This window comes from Paenibacillus terreus (genome assembly GCF_042138595.1).
Taxonomy (GTDB): domain Bacteria; phylum Bacillota; class Bacilli; order Paenibacillales; family Paenibacillaceae; genus Paenibacillus; species Paenibacillus terreus.
On sequence record NZ_JBHIRX010000011.1, the window covers coordinates 32911 to 55133 of the forward strand.

16 protein-coding genes are annotated in these 22223 nt (G+C 47.8%); 6 read left to right on the plus strand and 10 right to left on the minus strand.

Translation table 11 applies throughout. The features are described from left to right. Positions 1–52 precede the first annotated feature (52 nt). The 3 genes from asd (at position 53) to ACE5KN_RS19260 (ending at position 2504) form a co-directional block, all read left to right on the plus strand. Positions 53–853, plus strand: a complete 801-nt coding sequence (gene asd / locus ACE5KN_RS19250) for an archaetidylserine decarboxylase (protein WP_375524353.1) — start codon at positions 53–55, stop codon at positions 851–853. Positions 854–959: 106 nt separating this feature from the next. Then, complete coding sequence (locus ACE5KN_RS19255) at positions 960–1535, plus strand: GNAT family N-acetyltransferase (RefSeq protein WP_375524352.1); 576 nt, start codon at positions 960–962, stop codon at positions 1533–1535. A gap of 114 nt (positions 1536–1649) precedes the next feature. Then, positions 1650–2504, plus strand: a complete 855-nt coding sequence (locus tag ACE5KN_RS19260; protein ID WP_375524351.1) for an aminoglycoside 6-adenylyltransferase — start codon at positions 1650–1652, stop codon at positions 2502–2504. A gap of 325 nt (positions 2505–2829) precedes the next feature. Here the strand turns inward: ACE5KN_RS19260 and pdxR are convergent, their stop codons facing one another. Continuing rightward, positions 2830–4299, minus strand: a complete 1470-nt coding sequence (gene pdxR, locus ACE5KN_RS19265; RefSeq protein WP_375524350.1) for a MocR-like pyridoxine biosynthesis transcription factor PdxR — start codon at positions 4297–4299, stop codon at positions 2830–2832. A 147-nt stretch (positions 4300–4446) separates the two neighbouring features. On the opposite strand from pdxR, the gene ACE5KN_RS19270 reads away from it, so the two are divergent. Then, positions 4447–5061, plus strand: a complete 615-nt coding sequence (locus tag ACE5KN_RS19270) for a pyridoxamine 5'-phosphate oxidase family protein (protein WP_375524349.1) — start codon at positions 4447–4449, stop codon at positions 5059–5061. A 10-nt stretch (positions 5062–5071) separates the two neighbouring features. On the opposite strand, the gene ACE5KN_RS19275 is transcribed toward ACE5KN_RS19270, so the two are convergent. Both ACE5KN_RS19275 and ACE5KN_RS19280 read right to left on the minus strand, forming a co-directional pair. Further along, positions 5072–5458, minus strand: a complete 387-nt coding sequence (locus tag ACE5KN_RS19275) for a hypothetical protein (protein WP_375524348.1) — start codon at positions 5456–5458, stop codon at positions 5072–5074. Positions 5459–5504: 46 nt separating this feature from the next. Continuing rightward, positions 5505–6461: an NADP-dependent oxidoreductase gene (locus ACE5KN_RS19280; protein ID WP_375524347.1), complete on the minus strand. Its 957-nt coding sequence runs from the start codon at positions 6459–6461 to the stop codon at positions 5505–5507. Positions 6462–6618: 157 nt separating this feature from the next. Between ACE5KN_RS19280 and ACE5KN_RS19285 the strand changes: the two genes are divergently transcribed. Both ACE5KN_RS19285 and ACE5KN_RS19290 read left to right on the plus strand, forming a co-directional pair. Then, positions 6619–7488 (plus strand): LysR family transcriptional regulator, encoded by an 870-nt coding sequence (locus ACE5KN_RS19285; protein ID WP_375524346.1) that lies wholly within the window; start codon positions 6619–6621, stop codon positions 7486–7488. A 129-nt stretch (positions 7489–7617) separates the two neighbouring features. Continuing rightward, positions 7618–8916, plus strand: coding sequence for an aminotransferase class I/II-fold pyridoxal phosphate-dependent enzyme (locus tag ACE5KN_RS19290; RefSeq protein WP_375524345.1), 1299 nt, complete (start codon positions 7618–7620; stop codon positions 8914–8916). A gap of 128 nt (positions 8917–9044) precedes the next feature. Here the strand turns inward: ACE5KN_RS19290 and ACE5KN_RS19295 are convergent, their stop codons facing one another. From ACE5KN_RS19295 to ACE5KN_RS19325, 7 genes are all read right to left on the minus strand, one after another. Further along, the gene (locus ACE5KN_RS19295; protein WP_375524344.1) at positions 9045–10043 is read right to left on the minus strand and encodes a hypothetical protein; all 999 of its coding nucleotides are present in this window, start codon (positions 10041–10043) and stop codon (positions 9045–9047) included. A gap of 102 nt (positions 10044–10145) precedes the next feature. Beyond that, a complete protein-coding gene (locus ACE5KN_RS19300; protein WP_375533133.1) occupies positions 10146–10340 on the minus strand; it encodes a hypothetical protein in 195 nt (64 codons plus the stop codon). 39 nt (positions 10341–10379) lie between these two features. Beyond that, positions 10380–10844, minus strand: a complete 465-nt coding sequence (locus ACE5KN_RS19305; RefSeq protein WP_375524342.1) for a hypothetical protein — start codon at positions 10842–10844, stop codon at positions 10380–10382. 179 nt (positions 10845–11023) lie between these two features. Next, positions 11024–11620 (minus strand): hypothetical protein, encoded by a 597-nt coding sequence (locus ACE5KN_RS19310; RefSeq protein WP_375524341.1) that lies wholly within the window; start codon positions 11618–11620, stop codon positions 11024–11026. Next, the gene (locus tag ACE5KN_RS19315) at positions 11617–17970 is read right to left on the minus strand and encodes a polymorphic toxin-type HINT domain-containing protein (protein WP_375533134.1); all 6354 of its coding nucleotides are present in this window, start codon (positions 17968–17970) and stop codon (positions 11617–11619) included. Before ACE5KN_RS19315 ends, ACE5KN_RS19310 begins: the two co-directional genes overlap by 4 nt. A 92-nt stretch (positions 17971–18062) precedes the next feature. Continuing rightward, positions 18063–20222 carry an OmpL47-type beta-barrel domain-containing protein gene (locus ACE5KN_RS19320; protein ID WP_375524339.1) on the minus strand — a complete coding sequence of 720 codons (2160 nt, stop codon included), beginning with the start codon at positions 20220–20222 and terminating at the stop codon, positions 18063–18065. Between the two features lie 784 nt (positions 20223–21006). Then, positions 21007–22221 (minus strand): ABC transporter permease, encoded by a 1215-nt coding sequence (locus ACE5KN_RS19325; RefSeq protein WP_375524338.1) that lies wholly within the window; start codon positions 22219–22221, stop codon positions 21007–21009. Positions 22222–22223 lie beyond the last annotated feature (2 nt).

Genomic DNA, 22223 nt, shown 5'->3' on the forward strand with positions numbered 1-22223 from the left:
TCGGACACGATTCGGTTCGTAAGGCCCTGAACAATGACAAGGGGGAGCAGTAATGGCAAAACGGTGGCTGCGGCTGATGACAGAGCTCTCATCCCGCAAATGGGTCTGCCGGTTGATGGGAGCTTTTGCTCAAAGCGGTGCCAGCCGGCATATGATCCCTACATTTATCCGAGTCTATCAAATTGCAGCGGAGGAGGCCGAGCAGGACTGGCGGCAGTATCCTTCGCTGAATGCTTTTTTTACACGCAGGCTGAAGGCAGGCGCAAGACCGGTACATACGGCTCCGGATGTTATGGTCAGCCCTGTTGACGCATTGATCACGTATAACGGCGAGGTCACTGACGGTACGCTGCTGAATGTCAAAGGACAGGATTACACATTGGAAGAACTGCTTAATTTCTCGCCCCGGCTTGAGAAATATACGCACGGGCACGCATTTGTGCTCTATCTGAGCCCAACAGATTATCACAGGATTCACGCCCCTGTGACGGGAAATCTGGTTGAAAAAGAGCATGTAAAGGGTAAAGTGTATCCGGTAAATGAATTCGGACTTACCCATATGAGAACCGTGTTAAGCCGCAATGAACGCAAAATCGCATATATTGCCCACGAATACGGGGAAATTGCCCTGGTGAAGGTCGGCGCCATGAATGTTAGCAGCATCCGCTACAGCGATGAAGACGCCAAGGCTTGGACGGCCGGCGACGAACTGGCTTATTTCGAGTTTGGTTCCACGGTTGTGCTGCTGACGGAGAGCGGCACCTTTTCCCCCGATCCTTCCCTGCACCAGGGAGACAGAGTGAACATGGGCGAAGCACTCGGCCAGTTCAAATCGGACAAGCCCGGGGCTTAGGCCCCTCCGCTTCCGCACACATAGCTCGCCTAAAAAAGAGGCCAGGAACAAAGACAACATCCCCGTTCCTGGCCTCTTGCTCGTGAAGATAGTCCAGACAGGCATAATGAGCGTAACGGCAGTCCCCGGATGTGAAGCTCTCACTCACTTTCAAGGCCGGTTGCCGGGAACATCAGCCTGCGTCTATAATAAATTTCAGGTTCATCAATCCAATCGTGAATTGGGGTGCTTGTATATCAAAGAGTTGATCATAAGAAAAATAAGAGCAGCAGATTATCCTCATATTTATTTATTAAATCAAGACTTTAATCCCAGACTGGCTTCTTTTTCTGAAGATCGGGTGAAAGAACGGATCGAGCGGATTATTCGCAGTACCAATGATATGATTTTAGTCGGCGAATATAATAACGAGGTTATTGGTTACATTCACGGAAGTCCTCATGAGCTGCTTTTTTCTGATTCTTTGGTCAACATTTTGGGGTTTGTGGTGAAAGAGAAATATAGAAAGCGCGGTGTGGGGACCAAATTGATTGCAAGCCTTGAAGCTTGGGCTAAAGACAACGGATTTTCCGGAATTAAGCTGCTGTCCCATCCGAGCAGAATTCACGCACACAGGCTCTATGAGCACAGAGGATATATTTTCACAAAGGAACAAAAAAATTTCATCAAAACCTTCGACTAACAGCAGCCAGAGGCTCCATATTGTGATCTACGGCTGCTGTTTTTACATTAGGGGGAAAGTCCCCTCCTTTTTCCAGGTGAAGCTTTTCCACAACAAAAATATGGAGGCTGGAAAATGAGAAGCGAAAAAGAAATGATGGAGCTGATTCTGGGCTTTGCCAGAAATGATGAGCGTATAAGAGCAGTCGGCATGAATGGTTCCCGAACGAATCCAAATGCGCCTAAGGACGTGTTTCAGGATTATGACATTGTCTTTGTCGTGAAGGACATACACTCTTTTGTTGATCATCCCCAGTGGGTCGATTACTTCGGCAGCCGGATTATCATGCAAACACCGGAGCCTGTATTGGATGGATACTTCTCTTATCTGATGCTGTTTACGGACGGCAACCGGATCGACCTTACATTATGCCCTGTTGAAAAAAGGGATGTTTGGAACGGCGGCGACAAACTGTCCGTGGTGTTGTTGGATAAGGATAAGTCCCTCCCCAAGCTTGCGGCTCCAACAGATGAGGATTACCGGGTTCGGCGGCCATCAGCCGAAGGTTATGCGGATTGCTGCAACGAGTTTTGGTGGGTATCCACGTACGTGGCGAAGGGGCTGTGGAGACAGGAAATTCTATACGCAATGGACCATCTGAACTTGTATGTAAGGCCCATGCTTATACAAATGCTGGAATGGCAGGTCGGCGTAAACACCGATTTTTCTGTAAGCACAGGAAAAAACGGAAAATATCTGGAGAAATATATGGACAGGGAGAGCTGGCTGCAGCTTATGCGTACCTATCCAGGCGGGAGCTACGAGGATATCTGGAACGCCCTGTTTGTGATGGGAGAGCTGTTCCGCAGCACCGCGCAGGATGTCGCAAAACATTTGCACTTTGAATATCCCCAGGAAGACGACAGACGGGTTACAGCTCATTTACAGCGGGTGCGCCATCTAGAACCTGGGGCGACCGCGATCTATTAGAGGTTGTTCAAAAAGTCATCTTTTGATCACGAAGAAAGTCAGGAAGCGAACTCGACATCGAATCTTGAATTCAGCCGGGACTAAGCAGATGCTTCCGAAGCATGTTTCCTACGGAAACATTTCAGGTGCTCACGTACCCCAAGTACGCTCCGCTCCTCAGTCCCTACCTTCATCCAATCTTCTCGGTGCTGAAAACCTGATTTTTTGAACGCGATCTGTTAACGATAGCAAGAGCAGGACAATTGCATCTGTATTTAAAACCACCGGTTGGAGGTGCTGCCTCCTTTCCGGTGGTTTTTCTGTCCTACCGCAAAATAAAACGGGCTTACTTCAAGCTTTGCCATGCCGCCGCCAATCGTCTCGCCCCCTCCTCCAGCCGCTCCTCATCCAGGTGTGCAAATCCCAAACTGACAGACGGGGAAGCAGGGACAAGATGATAAGCAGACATATCCCGGAGAATGACCCCGTGCGCCGCTGCGGCCTCCATAAAAGCTGGATAGCGGGCCGGGTCCTGCTTCCAGCGAGCGTAGATATGCAGTCCGGCATCGCCCGGCTCCAGCTCGAACAGCCCGGCAGTATGGCGGCTCATGCTTTTGCGGAAATGATCATGCCTGGCACCATACAGCCTGGTCATGCGCCGCAGGTGGCGCGCGTAGCCGCCGCGGGCCATGAAGCGGGCAAGGGCGCGCTGCTCCAGCAACCCGGGCGGGAGCGGATCGTAGAGCTGCTTGGCCTCCAGCAGTGGGCCGACAAGAGCCGGCGGCACAAGCGCATAGCCCAGGCGGAAGCCTGCCGGCATCGTCTTCGAGAAGGAGCCGATATAGACGACACGTTCTTCCGTGTCCAGCGCCTTCAGCGGTTCGAACGGCCTGCCGCCCCACCGGAACTCGCTGTCATAATCGTCCTCGATAATGACGGCATTGTGCCGGGATGCCCAGCCGAGCAGCTCACGGCGTCTGCCCAGGCTGAGCACGGCGCCTGTCGGAAACTGGCGGGCAGGCGTGACGAACAGCAGCCTGGAGTCCCAGTTGCCGGGGATGATGCCATCCCGGTCCAGTGCCGCCGGCAGCAGCCTGCCTCCGCATGATCTTACCGCTGCCTGAATGCCCGGGTAGCAGATCTGCTCCAGCACGACATCCTCTCCCTCCGCGACGAGCAGCTGTGTCAGCAGGGCAATGCCCTGCATGGAACCGCTGAAAAGGATGATGGCGTCCGCCTCTGCGCGAATTCCGCGGGTCAGGCGCAGGTGGGCGGCGATGCTTTCACGCAGCTCGGCGGCTCCCGCGCCGTCTTCCGCCCCGGGCTCCGCCGCTTCCCGGGCCGCGGCATAGAGCGCGCTCTTCCACTCCTCATGTGGAAAATGCTCCTGCTGCATTCCCTGTGGAACAAGTCTGATCATATCCTTGTGTTCTGGCCCCTGCCACCCTGGAATGGTAGTATTCTGTGAGGCATACTCCTGTCCGGAGTCTTTTATCCGCATCAGCCGCTGCCCCCAGGGCGAGAGCACGATGCTTGCCTCCCGACCGGCCCGGGGCTGCGGGCTGGCCGCTGGCGCAACGAACGTGCCGCGCCCGACCTCGGCCTGCACATACCCGTCGGCAAGCAGCATATCGTAAGCTTCCGCAACCGAGCCCCGGGACAGCCCGTAATGCTCCGCCAACCAGCGCGACGAAGGCAACCTGGCCCCACCCTGTAGCGTGCCGTTAAGGATGGCGTCCCGCAGGGCGTGATATAGCGCGGCATATTTATAATGATACCTTTCCAGATAGGAATCAAACGGCAGCATGAACTCCATAATGAATGACCGAACTCCTTCCAGCAGTCAAATTGGCTTAATATAAATACTCTAAATTGGCTCTTATTACATGTCAATTTGCAGATTATGCTGGAAGAACAAGTTATCGGGTAATATCCCGCCAGTTTCATTAAGGAGGATCCATACATGAGAAGAAAAGAATTCACAGTAACAGAGGAAGAGGAAATCAGCCGCTTTTTGCAGGGAATGAGCTTCGGCTTTTTGGGCACCGTCGGACCTGACGGGCGGCCGCGTGTTACACCGCTAAATTTTGTATATGTGGACGGCTATTTTTACTTCCACGGCAGCTACGCCGGAGAGAAAATGAAACATTTGCAGGGCAGCGACGTTGTAAGCTTTACCGTGGCCGATGAATATGCGCTGATTCCGTCCTATTTTTCCGACCCCGAAATGGCATGTCCAGCTACGTCCTACTTCAAAAGCGTAACAGCTTCCGGGCGGGCGGAAGCCGTACGCGATCTGGAGGAGAAGGCGCGGATCTTCACAAGCTTTATGAGCAAGCTGCAGCCAGAGGGCGGATATGCTCCCATTGATCCGCAGGATGACCGCTACAGGGTCGCCCTTAAAGCTGTATCGCTGACACGCATCGTCCCGGATTCCATCACCGCCAAGTTTAAATTCGGCCAAAATCTGGAGCAAGCCGACAGAGAAAGCCTGATCCGGCAGCTGCAAGAGCGCGGGCAAAACCGCGATCAGGAAACAGCGGACTTGATGCGCCAATATTGCCCGTATCACACATAGTAAAAATTGGTTAACTTTTCGCTTTGAAAAGAAGATGATAACTCGCAATATGAGCAAAAAGAAGAAATATATTTAGAAAAAACATGATCAAGGAAGGAATAATGGATTTTAAATCCAGAAACACATGAAAAAGTACCATATTTAAGGAAACAGGTGCAAACACAACGAGTACCAATGGTACAAAACGATTTATCAATAGAGAGAAACCTGCAAGAACCATCAAGCTGTAGACGATGACCATAATATACCCTGTCTCAGCTAAAGCCATCATGAATTTGTTAGCAGGTTCAGAAAATTCCATTGAATATGACGGATTTATCAAATTGTTTAAACCTGGTACTAACAACAAAAGCCCGAATACAATACGTGCAATTAAAGTGATTTTTTGACCTAGCAATTTTCTCGCCTCCAGTTGTTTTTCTTTTGCTTGCCCTATTCATTTTCTAATCTGCAATTTGAAGAACAATTCGTCCTCTTCCATGCCCGGTTTGACTAAGCTCATGAGCTTGTTGAACTGCATGTAAGGGGAATTTTTTATTTATAACGGATTCTATTTGTCCCTCCACAATCATTTGAGCAATTTGCTGAGAAATCTCCTGTAATTCTTCGGGTGAAGGCATGGAATTTATACCCGGTTTTATTACATTCACCCCTCGTGCTTTTGCTTTTTCCAGGGACAGCTCCTCCACAATAGACAGAAGTATTCCTCCCTGTCTTACAACAGACCATGACCGCTCCAATGTATTTCCCCCCACGGTATCAATCACAAGATCAACATCTGAAACGCTTTGTTCGAACCGTTCCGAGGTATAATCGATCACGTGATTTGCACCCAAAGTATGCACAAGCTCAACATTATTTGTTGAACAGGTACCGATCACATAAGCTCCTTTCCACTTGGCAAATTGAGCCGCAAACGTTCCAAACCCTCCTGCGGCCGCATGAATCAGCACTTTTTGGCCTGGCTTTAATCCACTATCATGAAATAGCGTTAACCAGGCGGGCAAGGCGCTCCCCGGTATAGTAACTGCCTCATCAAAAGTTAGGCCTTCCGGTTTAAGAAAAAGTCCTTTGGCAGCAGCCGTTGTATATTCAGCATAGGTGCCGTTGTCACTGCGGCCGAAAACGGCTTCTCCTTTACGAAACTCAGTGACATCTGCGCCTACCTCCTCTATAATTCCCGCAAAGGAGGAGCCAGGAATATAAGGAAATTTTGCAGGACGAATGCTTTCAAAGCGTCCCTGACGGTACTTCCAATCGTAGGGGAGAATGCCTGCCGCATAAATACGAATCAATACTTCTCCAGCCAATGGATTTGGGCGTGAAATTTGTTCTAACTTGAGTTCTTCTGGCCCTCCGTATCGATGGACACGTACAGCTTTTATCATAGGTGTATTCATCATAAAACTCCTTTCCGATCTTCCTGATAGGGAAACAATTGAAGATCCTTCTTTACTGCTCCTTTGACAACTCAATTGTAAGATTGATTATAAATAATTAAAAATGTATATTTGTTTATATATTCATAACTCTAAACTTATGATAGGGGCGAACAAAATGGATTTACTTCAGTTGAGGTATTTTCAGAAGATTGCACGATTAAATCATTTGACACAAGCGGCGCAAGAACTGCACATCACCCAGCCTTCTTTAAGTCAAACCATTTCAAAGTTAGAAAAGGATTTGGGAGTTCCTCTTTTCGATCGTCAAGGGAGACAGATTCGCCTCAATAAATATGGGGAAGCCTTTCTGGAAAAAGTAGAGCCGGCGCTGAAACTACTCGAAGAGGGGCAGCGGGAAGTTAAAGATATGGCCGGATTAGAACGGGGAACCATTTCTATAGACACCACTTTTCTACCGCTATTTTCAGATACCATGAATATGTTTCGCTCAAAATTTCCCGATGTTCATTTTCGTATTTCTCAAGTTTCAACAATGGAGAAAAGGGAGCGGCTGCTGGAAGCTGGAGAAATAGACTTTTCCATTTCCTGCAACCCGATTAAACGGAGCGGCATCTACAATATGCCTATATTAACGGAAGAAATTGTACTGACAGTACCCATTACACATCGATTTGCAAATCGGCAAAGTATTAAATTGAGTGAGGTTGCAAACGAGCCTTTCATACACTTTAAAAAGGGACATTCCTTCCGGGAGGATACGGATGAAATATGCCGGAAGGCAGGGTTTGCACCAAACATCATATGTGAAACCGATGACTCAAAGACGATCATAGAATTGGTCAGAAAGGAAATTGGAGTTGCTTTCTGGTTAGAATCTTTATTGGAAAAAGAGAATCCCTTTCACTATTTGCGTATTTTAGAGCCCGTTTGCCGGCGCACCTATCAGTTAACCTGGTCCGAAAAACATTATTTATCCGTGGCGGCACGTACATTTCGTGACTTTCTTATCAAGCAATTCACGTAAGCTTTTCCCGTGACTGTAACGCGGTGAAATGCTATAATAATTGGCAGCAGAAAACAGAGCGGACCGTATGATGGCGATCCCTGCGCATTCCTGCAATAACCTTACATGACTGGAAGGATGAAAACCGGGATGAATCCACTGGCTGTGCAATTAAACCAAAGTATTCAGACAAGTAACGAGCATGTGTACGATATGCTGTCCCAGCTCGGCAAGGAAATTTATTTTCCGAAGGAAGGGATTTTGAGCCAGTCCGCAGAAGCGGGCAAGCTGGCCAAGAAATACAATGCTACAATCGGGATTGCCACGGAAGCAGGCGGGCCGATGCACCTTAACGTCATTCATGAAAAGCTGTCGGCCTTCAATCCAAAGGACCTGTATCCTTATGCGCCGCCTGCCGGCAAGCCTGAACTGCGCACCGCATGGCGTGAGAAGATGCTGAAGGAGAATCCTTCGCTGCACAATAAATCGTTCGGAAATCCGATTGTAACCAATGCGCTGACCCATGGCCTGAGCGTCGTAGCCGATCTGTTCGCTGACGAGGGCGATGCGGTGATCTATCCGGACAAAAACTGGGAAAACTACGAGCTGACCTTCGGCATCCGCCGCCACGCACGGCTCGTCAACTTCCCGCTGTTCACGGAGCAGATGACCTTCAACAGCCAGGGGCTGCGTGACGCACTGCTGGCACAGAAGGATGCAGGCAAAGCCATCGTGATCCTCAACTTCCCCAACAATCCTACCGGCTACACGCCGGGAGCCCGTGAAGGCGAGGAAATCGTCGCCGCCGTCCGCGAGGCCGCCGAAGCCGGCATCAATGTGGTTGCGGTTACGGATGACGCCTATTTTGGCCTGTTTTTCGAGGAGTCCCTGCAGGAATCGCTGTTCGGCAAGCTGGCATCCATCCATCCGCGTGTGCTGGCTGTCAAGGTAGACGGCGCCACCAAAGAAGAGTATGTGTGGGGCTTCCGCGTCGGCTTCATCACCTATGCTTCGGACAGCAGCGAAGTGCTGTCGGCGCTGGAGCAGAAGACGCTCGGCATTATTCGTGCCACCATTTCCAGCGGACCGCATCCTTCGCAGACCTTTGTGCTGGAGGCATTGAAATCGCCGGAGTTCGAACAGCAGAAAGCCGAGAAATTCGCCGTCATGAAGGGCCGCGCCAATACCGTCAAAAGGCTGCTTGACAGCGGCAAGTACGATGACGCATGGGACTATTACCCTTTCAACTCGGGCTACTTCATGTGTCTGAAGCTGAAGACGGTCCAGGCCGAGGCGCTGCGCACCCATTTGCTGCAGCAGTACGGGGTCGGCACGATTGCCCTTGGGGAGCAGGATTTGCGCGTTGCTTTCTCCTGTATTGAAGAAGCTTCCCTGGAGGACTTATACAATCTTATCTATCAAGGGGTACAGGATTTACTTGAAGCCTAATCAATCTAAAAGAAGGATGCCCGAAGCCATACGGCTAAGAGCATCCTTCTTAGTTTGTCGAGAAACCCGGTCTTTGCCTTTGGCTGACGGTAGGCGATCGCCAGGCCCCCTTTCGATCCAATATAATGTTATGTGACGTTCAATGTATTGCCTACATACTCATCTTTATATGTGATTTTTAAATACATTCCAATAAAACACTCTCTAATTGGAAAGACCGCCCTCCACATTTGGTTATCTGATCGAGGTTTAAATTCAAATATTTGATTCAAAATCCCTTTAGTCATTAGCGCAAAGTAGAATAATAACCAATTCAGCGTTGCAAGTGTGTTTTTAGACGCCTTAGATGCTTTCCCTCCGATTCCTATATGCAATTTATCGTCATGAAAGTCAAAAGCATATGATCCTATGATACTTGTATATGCCGATGAATGAACTACACTGGAAAATTCTTTATAGATTGATGTCCTCATACTATTAATTTCACTAATTATTTTGTCTGGTAATCCGATTCTACTTTCAATCTTTCTGAGCTCCACTTCTGTTTTCTTGGGAGTGAAGAACTTATACCAAATCAATCTAGCGTCTTCATCATTCATCCCGTTACAATAGCTTAAAAAATGTTTTTTACTGGAGAACACTATAATAAAAATGTAAATTGTTTCTGCTAATACTCTAAGTAATGCTCGTGCTGAGGTATCAAGTCCACCTTCTATTAATTTTATAATTGACAATATATGATTGCTAATAATACCTATCATATTCTCATACAGTTCATTGGGTTTTAGAGTTCCTAAGTTTTCATCATTAAAATCTTTACTCATTGGATTTGAGTGATCATCTTGGTTTACAGCAAGACTAAAGTATGTAGTATAAGTTAATCCAACTAGTGAAAGTGTTAGGTCCTCATTTAAATTTTTATGCACTATTCTATAATTTTCTTTAATCATAGAATATATATATTTTATGGTATTAATTATTTCTTTATCATTAATTAGCATTTTTTTGTTGGGGTCAAACTTCAAAATGTTCTGATTGAAATTTCGAATAAATTCAGCAATAAATTGACGTGCATTTTTATCGATTTTTGGTTGAATGACAGATCTCCCCCTTACTTCAAATGTCACATAACGTATTATTTACGAACTTCTCAAAATTATACTTAATTCCACCTATTCTTATTTCTTCACCACTTAGCGCCTTAATACCGTTTTGTCCTGTTTCGCCTACTAAGCCTTTATTGGCTGACTTAAGAAATGCGTCGACTCCCTTTTGTCCCTGACAATCGCCTCCAACTTGCTGCCTCGCACATAACTGGCCTTTAGCTTCGGCGTGCCGTTCTCAATCACAGCCTCTGCGATGATCTGATCCCCATCATAATAATACCGGGTTTCCACGCCGTTCTGAATACGCCCTACCAACAATCCGTCCCCATTATACTTGTATTGAACTCTGTACCTGCGTTAATCCAACTTAAACGGCCAACGCGTCATAATCCGCACGGGACTGCACTCTGAAACCCTGTCCGGTATAGATGCCGCTCTCCGTCTGCCAGCCCAGCGCATTCCAGCGGGTACGGGACTTGGTGCCTTCTTGATCGTAACGGTGTTCTGCACCTCATCATAGCTGGCCTGAATTTGGGTACCGTCCGGGTTAGTAACCTCTGTGACACGGCCCAAAATATCATATTTGTACTGGGTACGCCGATTCTTCCCATCTGTAGATGAAGTGATGAGTCCTGTAGAAGCATCGTACTCCGATTTGACTTGCACCACAGACTTGCGCCCATCCGCATCGGTAACCGTCACGGATTGCGCAGTAGGGAAGGCTCCTCCGTAAAGCCGCTGTACTCGGTCGTTGTCGTGAGAAGCTTCATACAAGGTATAGGCGGCGCCCCCCAGCATACCGTCCTGATTGTCGCTTACCAAATTGATGTAACTAATAGATTGTTGTATATTTTAACTGGAAACTCTATTTTTTATAATATAGATAGTATATGCAATTTGATAGTTACATTCATTTAGGTCACGCCGCACAAATTCATTCGGCATTGGGTGTGGTAAAAGAAAGACCCTGAGGATTGTGGCCCCCAAGGTCTAATAAATTCTTACTTAATGCTGCTGTAGTACTTCATTAACTTTGAGATAATCTCATCGGGAACGGTATAATTTCTAAAGTTAAGTGATACTAGATCGGTGATAGCTTTATCCATAGTAAACCATGATTCACTTTTGTAGTCACCAATATCGTCACTGAAACCAAGAATACAAATACCGTAACTCCTTTCTCCCCACAACGCCCATTTCATCGAAGATGGTAGCCATACGATTACTTCAGAATTAGATAAAATGGAATCTGCAGGACTTTCTATAGGGCTTTGCTGAAGAGTATTCCAGTACTCATCCGATGTTGTTCCTTTATTTAGCATGCACCAATTATACTGAGAAAATTCGGTATAATAATAGTTTACTGGGTGTGGGTCTAACACAGCCATGATGACGAAAGAATCATCAAAAATGCCTGTAAGTTGCTCCACTTCGTTCCAAAAACCATAACTCATTGCATGATCGAAATCAAGTACAACTTTATTTTGAAATGGAACTTTAAATACTTGGTTTGGCAGTCGCTCTTCAACATAAACTACGTTTGAAACCAAGTGCTGCGCTTCTTCAAAATCAGTTGTGTCTTTAATAATTTTACTCAATCGGTAGCCCCCAATCTAATTTTAGTAGTTACCTTTGTCGCGCCCTTAGCCCAATAATCAGCAGTTTGTAATCCCTGATCTGATTTATCCCGAATCCGGTATGATGCTCCGTCTTTAGAATACATAGTACTTTTTCCATCTTTACTTACAGATTTAGTCCAACCATCTTTCACAAGACTCTTTTCAAAATCTACTCTCGTGACATTAGTTTCAATATTCCTTACACTTTTCCCTACTGTTATGTCTTTGTAACCACATTGAGTATTATGCACCCAAATCCCAATATCCGTTACATAATACGTATGATAGTCAGCAACGGTAAAGTTATAAACCGTAACTGGCTCATCCAGTTTAACGAACTCAACCTTATCAATTGTTAGGTTGCTTCCATCAGCCTTTTGGAGTTTGTCACCTACTTGAAGCTCATCAGCGAAGACCCACCCTTTACCTTCAACCCAGAATGGATGGTTGTCTGTAGTCTCGATAATTTGCTCCCCAACATGCAATTTAATAATATCATCACGTTGGTTGCGGTAAAGATTGGTGACTTCCTTGTAAGCCAATTCTCCATCAGGGTTATTCTCATCCTTGGCGAGAACCTTATCTCCGACCTCAATGTCTTCGATATTCTTCTCCCCTTCGTCTGTTTGCACTTTCGTTCCTGCTGTAAAACAGTTACACCCTCTTGCTCCTGCTTTTACTGTTCCTGATTTGGCTTTTCCTTTACCAGTGTACTTGCCTCCACCAACCAATCCGCCTGCAGCTACCTCGAGAACTTGTTTATCAGTCCACTTTTGATATGCATCCAATAACTGTTCTCGTGCCCAATCGGATTTGCCTGCGCTATTCTTATAGCCACTTGTTCCCGTTAATAAGTCGTATAAATAATTGTACCGATTCTCCCCACCGAAGATAGATGCAAAGTCGTATCTTTCCCGTATGAAATCCTTGTACAGCTTATAATTCTGATTCTTACTCGAATTCGATTTATCACTGGCTTCATTTAATAATATTCTGAGTTCTTGATAATCAAGTGTCTCAAAATAATGTCCACTCGGATCCATATAGATTAAAGGGTTATTGACAACATAAGTATACAAATTCAAGCTCAGCGGATTTGTCGTTTCCCCTTCATTCGTATCCTCATTAATAAATCGCCCAACAGCCGGATCATACCAGCGGGCTCTGAGGTACTGTAGTTCTGCATCCTCATCCCACAGCTCTCCGGAATAGCGGAACGGGTTATGAACCTGCTCTTGTGAATTAGTAATATTGCCCCAGATATCATAGCTGTATTTATTCAGTATATTGCCGATCTTATCCCGCAGCTCGATAAGATCGCCATGTCCATTATACACCGGATAGGCTTCGCTTCCGTCTGGATAGACAATCGCCTCCAGCTTGCTGCCCCGCACATAACTGGCCTTGAGCTTCGGTGTGCCGCTCTCAACCACAGCCTCTGCGATGATCTGATCGCCATCATAATAATACCTGGTTTCTACGCCATCCTGAATACGCCCTACCAGCAGTCCGTCTCCGTTGTACTTATACTGAACGGTTTTACTGTTTCTCTGCACCTGCGTTAACCGGTCCTGGGCATCGAAAGTGTACTCTGACGGTGATATATTCGGTGCCTGATCTGTCGTTAACGTTTGACGGTTCCCGCGTTGGTCATAGCTGTACGTCTCGTTGAATTCGCTGGAAGCGGCAATCCGACTAAGCTGATCGTATTTAAACGTATCTATAGCCCCGTTTTGCTCACGTCCAACGATATTTTTATTGCCGTCCCTTGTATACTTGAACGTGTTGGCTGTCATGAGATTCTGCTTGACCAGCAATTCTGCCAAAACTCCGCCGTCATACTGGGATTCATGGACTACTCCGTTGCGGGAAAGCGTCTTTGCGGCCAGACCATTTTTCGTATACGCATATTTCGCCACCGGGTATGCTACATTCGAGCCCAGTGCCGTGACACGATTAAGACCGTCATATACGTACTTGGTCACCTGACCAAACGGATCTGTCACTTGCGTTCGGTTTCCATTCAGATCGTACTCATTCGTTAATTTCAGACCATCCGGATAGGTCACCGTCTTGAGCAATCCTGTATACCGATCATACTGGTACGATGTTTTGCCGGTATTGTCCGTCATGCTCAGCCGTTTGCCGGTATCATCGTAGGTGAAGGATACGGTCTGATCTTGGCTCGTTTGTTTCACCAGCCGGTTACGGGCATCGTACTCATACTGCGTCTGGTTCCCGTTGCGGTCGATCCGCTTCGTCATGTTGTTGTTAGCATCATAATACAGCTTGGTGGTCTGGCCCTTTTCATCCGTTTGGGAAACGATCTGATTCAACTCGTTATACGTCTTTTGTTTTCGGTTACCGTCCGGATGTTGAATCGCCGTGTTGTTTCCTAACTGATCATAGGAATATTTGGTCACTTCATCTTTGGCATTCGTAACCGAAGTCAGTTGTCCTAAAAAATCATAGCTGTAAGAGGTCGGTTGATCGTTCCCATCCCACGCCTTGGTTACATTATCGCTAATCGGATCATAGCTTTTCTTCTCGACCTGACGCAATGTGCCGTCCAGAGCAGTGGCCTCTTCTGTTTTTACCTGCCGCCCAAATGGATCAAAGGTTTGAATGACTTTGTTAAACTCTCCATCAAACGTAGCTGTTGTACGCGCAGCATCATTGTACTGTACTCTGGTCGCTGAGCCATCCGCGTAGCTCGTCTGCACCGGTCTGCTCCAGTTGTCATAGTAGTAGTTGGTTGTATTGCCTAGCCCATCGGCTTCCCAACTTAAACGGCCAAACGCGTCATAATCTGCACGGGACTGTACTTTGAAGCCCTGTCCGGTAAACAATCCGCTCTCCGTCTGCCAGCCCAGCGCATTCCAGCGGGTACGGGATTTCGTGCCAAGCTCATCCTGGATCGTGACCGTGTTTTGTATATCATCATAGCTGGCCTGAATTTGCGTACCGTCCGGGTTCACAACCTCTGTTACACGGCCTAAAACATCATATTTATACTGTGTGCGCTGGTTCTTCCCATCTGTAGACGAAGTCATAAGTCCCGTTGCGGGGTCGTACTCTGAATGTACTTGTACCACAGACTTACGTCCATCCGCATCGGTCACGGTCACGGATTGCGCCGTAGGGAAAGCGCCTGCGTAGGAGCTGCTGTACTCGGTCGTGGTCGCGATTTGCTTGTTATCATTATAAATCGTCTGGTTCGTGACATTTCCGTACGAATCAAACCCGTTATAATCGACCTGCTGCAGAACTTTACCAGACGGTCCATCCTGCCGGACCACCATACGTGTGACATCACCGTATGAATTACGCGTGTATTCTACATATACGTCACCGTTGGCGTTGGCCGATGTCTTTGTCGATTGCAGCAGCTGCTTGCCGTCATATGTGTTAACGGTTGTTGCTCCTGTAGGCTCCGTCTGCTTGAGCACATTTCCGTAATCGTTATACTCGGTCGCAGCCACCAGCGTATCTGCATTCATGCTGTTGGTTAAGCGCGTTGTCGTAGGCTGTGATACCGGGTAAGCACGGCCTGTTACCGTTTTGCCATAACTCATGGTGGTGGTGCGCTGCAAGCTTTCCGCTTTCTCTACCACCGAATCCAGATAGTATTGCTCGCTCGTTTTATCATCGATATAGTTTTTCTTATAATTGTAAGTTTTGACCTGCAGACCGTTATCAACGGCTACCGAGAACTGAATATTCTGTTTGTACGTTGAACCCATGTCCCCGGTATAAAACATCGTCTGCGGATTGAATTCATTGACAAAACCGTTGGTATACGTAATCTGATCCGCACGCGTTTTTATCCGGTAAGCTTCGTTATACGATTTCTCGCCCATATACCGTTTAACCGGACTGCCCTCATATTCATACCGTGATTCTGCTCCTGTCGGATGCTGCACCTTGGTCAGCAGCACATAAGGGTTGGACAAGCCCCGCGCCGGATCATACGCCACCAGATTGACATTGGCCCCGGCTATTTTATAACCATAAGACGTTTTGAGCCCTTTGGCATCGGTCACCGCATCCAGGATATCCACATTCTGTTCGGTGTGTTTTTGGTAGACAACCCGCTCATTGCCTTTGGTTAACACGACAGCTGTAGCAGAATAAGCAATACGGATGGTGTTGCCTATCGCATCCTGAACGGAGGTGAGCCATGTTTCCCCGTTCGCTTGTTTTGTGTAGCCAAACAGCACCTGATTATTGTAATTGTCCGAGATTTGCAAAATACGCCCATCCGCCGTAAAATGCTGCTTCCATGTCTCATCCATGGAAGTAAGCACATAGGCCGATCTTTCATTATTGACGGTAACGGAAGTATCCGGTTTAAAGGACAAGCCTTCCCACTCGTATCCCTTCAGTTTATTACCTTCGATCTCATATCTGCCGCCATCTGCCAATCGGATGTATTGTGTGCCCAGTTCAGTCTCGATATAAGGCAGCTTCCAGGTCCAGCCTTTACCAATCGGGTACAGCTTGTCCCGCGTCGGTTTGGTCAGCTCATTGTTGTACACACGAACACGATAGGAACCAATGGTTTCCGTCCACACATATGCGTTTGGAATAGCAGAGGTATAATAACGATAGCCCCCTTTGTTCTCCAACAAGATCCCGCCAGGCACATCATTGATAATTTCTGCCTCTGCCTTGGCTTGCTGGTAAGGATCAAATTTGGGGTCGTCAGGATCTTCTGTGTACCCATAAGATACTTTCTGCTTTTCCGGATTGCCTTCCCCTTCAATCTGTCTCACGGAAGGGGTTCCGGACAAGGTATAAGCATCCCGCACCATACTTCCCCGGCCATCGCTCACCCAGTTGCTGTAGCCGATCGTGCTCGTGTATCCGGGTTTCGTTACCGTTCCACTATAGCTCTGCTTCCAAGTACGGGTATCAACGGCCGGCTTGCTTACCTTGCCCGAATAATTAGCTCTGTACGTTTTTGTACATTTATAGTTCTTGTAGCTTTTATTCGGAGATGGACACGCCTTTACAGTTTCCGTTGTTGTTCTGGTTAACGTTCCCTTATAGCCATCACTGTCATACTTATAGGATTGAGGACATGATGGGGAATTACTCCCGGTTTGCTTCCATACCCCATTGGCATCGTATTTGCCCTCGATTTTTGTTGTACATGTCTTGGTTGCCGTTTTCGTTCCGCCCGGAGAATAGCTGCCTGAAATGACAACAGGTGATCCGTCAAAGTACAGCTTTCCGGAGTATCCATTTTTGTTATACGAAAGCGGACTTGGGAATTGATTGGTTTTCCCCGTTCTGGAGTCCGTTACACGTCTGGAATCCGCCGGAATCGTATAGGTCTTCATTTCCGCTCCTACATTCCGCGCTTGAACTTCTGAATTATAAGGGCCTTTCTCGCTGCTTATAATATACGAAGTCGTTTCCGTATCAACCAGTCCGTCATTGTTGTAATCATACTGCTTCCACCTGCGCTCCTTGTAGTCGAGCATATATTGAGCAATAATCTTCTTTTTGATGATATTATAAATGACCCAATGCTTAAACACTCCTTGATTGTAAGAATGATCCTTTACGGTCATATCATAAAACTGGGCATCATTGGAGTTATACTGACGTTTCAGGGTAAAACCAAGACCATTACGGCCAGGCAGAGACATGTCTGTGCTCTCCAAAGATAAGCCGCCGGATAACGTTGAAATGGATTCCCCGCTTTCTCCTATAGAAAAAGGAGCCTGATTCAGCTTGTTTTTATCATAGACCGGCGGTTGTTCGATAATATCCGGCTTGGTGGCAGCCATTGCACTGAAGGTATTTGGCCCGGCAAGAAATGCTTCCCGTTTCTGTTTCACCTTCACTTCATCCGCTGACTCTGTGTATACATCATCAACCACCGGTGTTAACGGTTTCTCTCCATATACATTACCAAACACCGTTTGCGGCAACTCATCTTCACCCAGCTCTATAAAAGCTCCCGCATGGATCGGAGGCTGGCCATACACGTCCTCAGCTACTCCTTGCAGACTAGCAAGTGTAAAGAATGAATTATAGACGTCGCCTGTGACGTCTTGCGACGGATTGACCTCCGTCGGATACAGGAAGTCAAACGCGCTTTCGTAGCTCATATTTTTTTCTTCCGCCACAGACAAAGCACTGAAAACTTGCAGCAATGTATGTCCCTTGGCCAATTCTGCTTCGACAAAGGAGCGGGATACGTTCGGGAACTGCTGCAAAATCCGATCTATGGTAAGATTATAGGCCTCATCAAAGGCCTCTTCCTCTTCATCGGCGAACACATTTTGCGGAATGATGTTTCCCACATAACCGAACATAAAAACAGTGATTAATATAATTGAAATGATCCGTTGCCAACTAGCTTTCAAAAGAATATCTCCCATCCTATCAAATTCAATCCATGGTTCATTTACGGGTTAGGCACGATTCGCAGCAAATTCCCGTTCTTGTCATATTGATAATCGAATAGCACCCTACCGTCCAACTCGATCTTATCCAGTCTTCCGGCCGCATCATAAATATATTTGTAATTCTTGGACACCCCTTTGCTTACCGCATTGCTTGGATCTGAGTAATTCCCGGCAGCATCTTTCGCCTTCACGGTAAACACATAGCTTTGCTGCGGGTTTAGATTGTTCAATTCATAAAAAAGCTCTCTTGTCTCACCAACGAGCTGGCCGCCATCATAAATTTCATAGCTGACTCTGCCGGCATCATCCGTTGCAGCTTTCCAGGCAAGCTTGATGCTGGTCGGCGTCACATTCGTTCCGATCAGGCCAACAGGGGCTGACGGTTTGGTTTGGTCCTGCGGCACATCGGGAATAATCTGAATCCGATTCAGCCTTTCCAGTAATGGCTGCTGGTCGGAAGTCTTAAGATCACTTATTAAACTGCGAGCGGTATTCATATCGGATTGAAGTTTGGAAGCCTCTGCTTTTTCAACTGCTTTGATGGCTTCTACCAGCGCTTTTTCATACATATTCCCCTCAATTATTTCAACGGCCTCAGTCGACACGTTGCCAACCCTGTCTATTGTCCTCGCATAGACCGTCGCAGTTTCCTGAAGGCTTACGTCAAACGCTGAGGTATAAGCTATCCAAGTGCCCTGGTCACCAATTTTGTACTCGGTTTTGCTTACTCCACTAAGGGAATCCATTCCGGGTGTCACTGTGATATTGGCCCCAGTCCCGCTAGGATTTAAAACGCTCTGAATAACAGGTTCTGTCGGAGCCGTTTGGTCGATTCTGGGTTCTACCATCACTTCATCACTCATATTTCCAGCAATATCGACGACTCTCGCATAGACTTTGATGCCTTCATCCCCGATGGTGATGGGAGACTGATAATCTGTCCAACTGCCTGTATCGCCAATTTTGTACTGCGCTCTATAAGAGATGCTTCCACTAGAGTTGTTTGAATTTATTACCGAGGCCGTAACGCTCTGAGTTGTCCAATCAACAGGATTTAAATTCACTGCCGGTTTTACGGGCTTCGTCCGAACGATTTTGGCCACGGCAGATGCCTCTCCACTTACATTCCCCGCTTTATCCACTGTTCGTGCATACACTGTTGTTGCCCCTTCGGTTGTCACCTTAAAAGGCCCGGTATAATCCGTCCAAGCCCCTGAACTACCGATGCGGTATTGAGATTTCAGCACACCGCTCATGCCATCCTGTCCATTCGTTACGGTCACCGACACATCCTTGGAAGTGTATGTTGTCTCGCTTAAAGTAATAGCTGGCAAAGTCGGAGCAGTTCGGTCAATATTTCCGTTCAACTGCGCAGCCTCACTCGCATTCCCGGCATTATCAATCGTGCGGGCATACACCACGAGGCTTTCCTGACTGACGGTGACAGGTCCCGTATAATCCGTCCAGGCCCCGCTGTCTCCCAGCTTGTATTGGCTTCGATTGACGCCGCTCGCCCCATTATCCGCTCCGTGCTGAAGGGTAAACTGCTTGCTGCTTTTCCAGCTGCCATCCATAGAGATCGTAGGCCGGTTTGGAGCCAGCTTATCGATATAAACAACACCTGTGCTCTCCGGACCCACATTGCCGGCATTATCAATGGTACGGGCATGAACGACGCTCTGACCATTTGAGGATATGTTGAAGGTGCCCGTATAAGTTTGCCATCCAATATTGGTGGCGCCTGTTACAGCAATTTCACTGCGGGATACGCCTGATTGGCTATCTGCCCCGTGGCTGCTAATTCCGACTGTGACATCCGTATTGCTCCAGCCCTGGCGGCTGATGTAGACTGCCGGTGCAGCCGGACCAGCCCGGTCTATGTAAGCGCTGGCTGTGCTGACCCCGCTGACATTACCTTCCACGTCAACAGCTCTTGCACTGATGATCGTTTGCCCAGGGTTGGTAATCGTTATTGGGTTGTTATATACCGTCCATCCTAAATTATGAGCTCCCTGCAGGCTGTACTCATATCTGGCAACTCCATTGGAGTCCGTACTTCCTCCAACAGAGACAGTTACATTGCCCTGAGTATATCCCGGAGGATTGACAGAGATGACCGGATTCGTTGGAGGTGTTACATCTCTTTGATAGATGGTCATGCTTACCGTGCTTAGAACATTCGTTTTATTGGTTTTAAAACCAACCTGGATCCTGTTTGTGATAGACTCTCTGTTATTTTGAGAAAGCATATAGGACGCGGAACCGCCATTACGTGAATATTTTAAGGTAGTGTCTGGAACAACAAAGCTGCTGCCAGAGAAACGAGAATCATCCGCTATAATGTTGTAATACCCCATCGCCTGACCGCTCGAATATTCGCCTTCAATAGAAGAAGAAAACCTCCAGGAAATATCTATTCGGTAATTCCCATATTCACTGCTAGGAATATTTGTATCATATACCAGATAAGAACTACTCATATACCTATCCACTCTGTTAGTGTTGCTATATATCGCTTTCCATTCACCTGCTGCCTTTGCATTATTGGATGGATATAAGATTGCAAAAGACGATATTAGGAATACTGCGATGAATATAAAACGAAATTGTTTGCTTACTCTTTTTCTTTTCATACTGTTCCCCTTTTTTATCAAGACTCTAACTTGAAGTCATTGTGCCATATTCCTATGTCCATACCTCCAATATGATATATTCAATAAAATACATGTTAACACTTTAATATCGGAAATTAGGGGGAAGGAATATTTAGCGAAATTTGTCGGATAAACACTAAGTTAGTCGAACATTTTTTTGTATCCCAAGCAAACGATTTGCCAAAAAACAAACAACCTGAGCTCTGAATATATACAGAACTCAGGTTGTTTAAATTTCTTTATTAACAATCTACTTGACAGGGGCAATCAAGCGAAGGACATCTCCCCTCTATTCTTCATCCGTGTCACTGGCCCATTTCTTCGCTTGCATTCTGCGCTGCAGCAGAATCAGCAGCAGGCCTGCCGCCAGAGAAAACCATACGGCAGACCAGCGTCCCGCTCCGCCGGCCAGCAGCGGCAGCCATAGAACGACCGCTGCAGGAAGCATGATCTGCATGTAAAAACGGAGAAAGGCATTCCCGCGGGCGCTCACCGGGATCGGATAAAGCTGCAGCCACAGGGAATCCCGATGTGTCCGCCGCAGGGCGGCAAGCTGCACGCCGATTAAAAATACGAACAGCAGATATACAGCACTGCCCGCCCAGCCCCCGCTCAGTATCCAGATCAGCAGCAGCCCCAGAATCAGCAGCCGGGTCACGATGCCCGCTGGCTCCGTGCGGCTGAAGGTCTTCACCAGCAGGTAGCGGTAAGCCGCCTCCCGGCTCCAGGGAATACGGCTGCCGAGCCAGGCCAGCCAGGGCCGCCGCGTCACCCGCTGCGTCCAGGCGGGGACGTCCACGAACCAGGCGAGAGTGCGCATGACACGTCCCGCCTGGGCCTGTTCCACCCGGATCAGATGCTCCCACGGGACTTTATGCTTGGCCGGCAGGCGCAGGACGACGTAATACAGCGCCGCCACCAGCAGGATGAATGGCAGGCTGCGCAGCGGCGGCTGCCATACCCAGGCGCCGAGGGTAAGGACGGCAAGCGCCCAGCGCAGCAGCCGATATGCGCCGGCCGTGCTTCGCGAAGCCATATGCTGCTCCTGCCAGCCACCGTAGCTGAAGAGCAGCTTCAGCAGCACAAGCAGGAGCAGGAACGGCAGAAGCGGCCGCGGAGCTTCATCACTGCGGATATACAGCGGCCACAGCAGCATGAACAGAAGCAGCATGCCGATGATTTTATACACCACTCCGCTGATTCTCGCGCCGCTGAAATATACGTGCAGCCGGTATTCCTGCGGACGCAGAAACACGATATCCGCGTCATTCAGATACGTACGGAAGCTGCTCCAGGCCGCGGGCAATACGAGCAGCATCATAATCCACCGGATGGGCAGGTCCGGCGGAAGGTGAAGGATCAAGGAAGTATACCAGGCGGCAAAGGTGATCAAAAAGGCCATGAACAGAGCCGCCAGACCGCTTTGCATAACGTAGCCGAGATACGGAAGCACCTTCCCCCAGAATGCGGCCCGCCTTTCCCTGCGCAGTGCTTTTAAATCCATGC

Excerpts from the sequence above, each read along its gene's own strand:
- pdxR (WP_375524350.1), bottom strand. The coding sequence starts at position 4,299 with ATGGAGTTCATGCTGCCGTTTGATTCCTATCTGGAAAGGTATCATTAT.
- ACE5KN_RS19315 (WP_375533134.1), bottom strand. The coding sequence starts at position 17,970 with ATGTTCGGTTATGTGGGAAACATCATTCCGCAAAATGTGTTCGCCGAT.
- ACE5KN_RS19280 (WP_375524347.1), bottom strand. The coding sequence starts at position 6,461 with ATGAATACACCTATGATAAAAGCTGTACGTGTCCATCGATACGGAGGG.
- ACE5KN_RS19255 (WP_375524352.1), top strand. The coding sequence starts at position 960 with ATGAGCGTAACGGCAGTCCCCGGATGTGAAGCTCTCACTCACTTTCAA.
- ACE5KN_RS19285 (WP_375524346.1), top strand. The coding sequence starts at position 6,619 with ATGGATTTACTTCAGTTGAGGTATTTTCAGAAGATTGCACGATTAAAT.
- ACE5KN_RS19320 (WP_375524339.1), bottom strand. The coding sequence starts at position 20,222 with ATGACCATCTATCAAAGAGATGTAACACCTCCAACGAATCCGGTCATC.
- ACE5KN_RS19270 (WP_375524349.1), top strand. The coding sequence starts at position 4,447 with ATGAGAAGAAAAGAATTCACAGTAACAGAGGAAGAGGAAATCAGCCGC.
- asd (WP_375524353.1), top strand. The coding sequence starts at position 53 with ATGGCAAAACGGTGGCTGCGGCTGATGACAGAGCTCTCATCCCGCAAA.
- ACE5KN_RS19260 (WP_375524351.1), top strand. The coding sequence starts at position 1,650 with ATGAGAAGCGAAAAAGAAATGATGGAGCTGATTCTGGGCTTTGCCAGA.
- ACE5KN_RS19290 (WP_375524345.1), top strand. The coding sequence starts at position 7,618 with ATGAATCCACTGGCTGTGCAATTAAACCAAAGTATTCAGACAAGTAAC.
- ACE5KN_RS19325 (WP_375524338.1), bottom strand. The coding sequence starts at position 22,221 with ATGGATTTAAAAGCACTGCGCAGGGAAAGGCGGGCCGCATTCTGGGGG.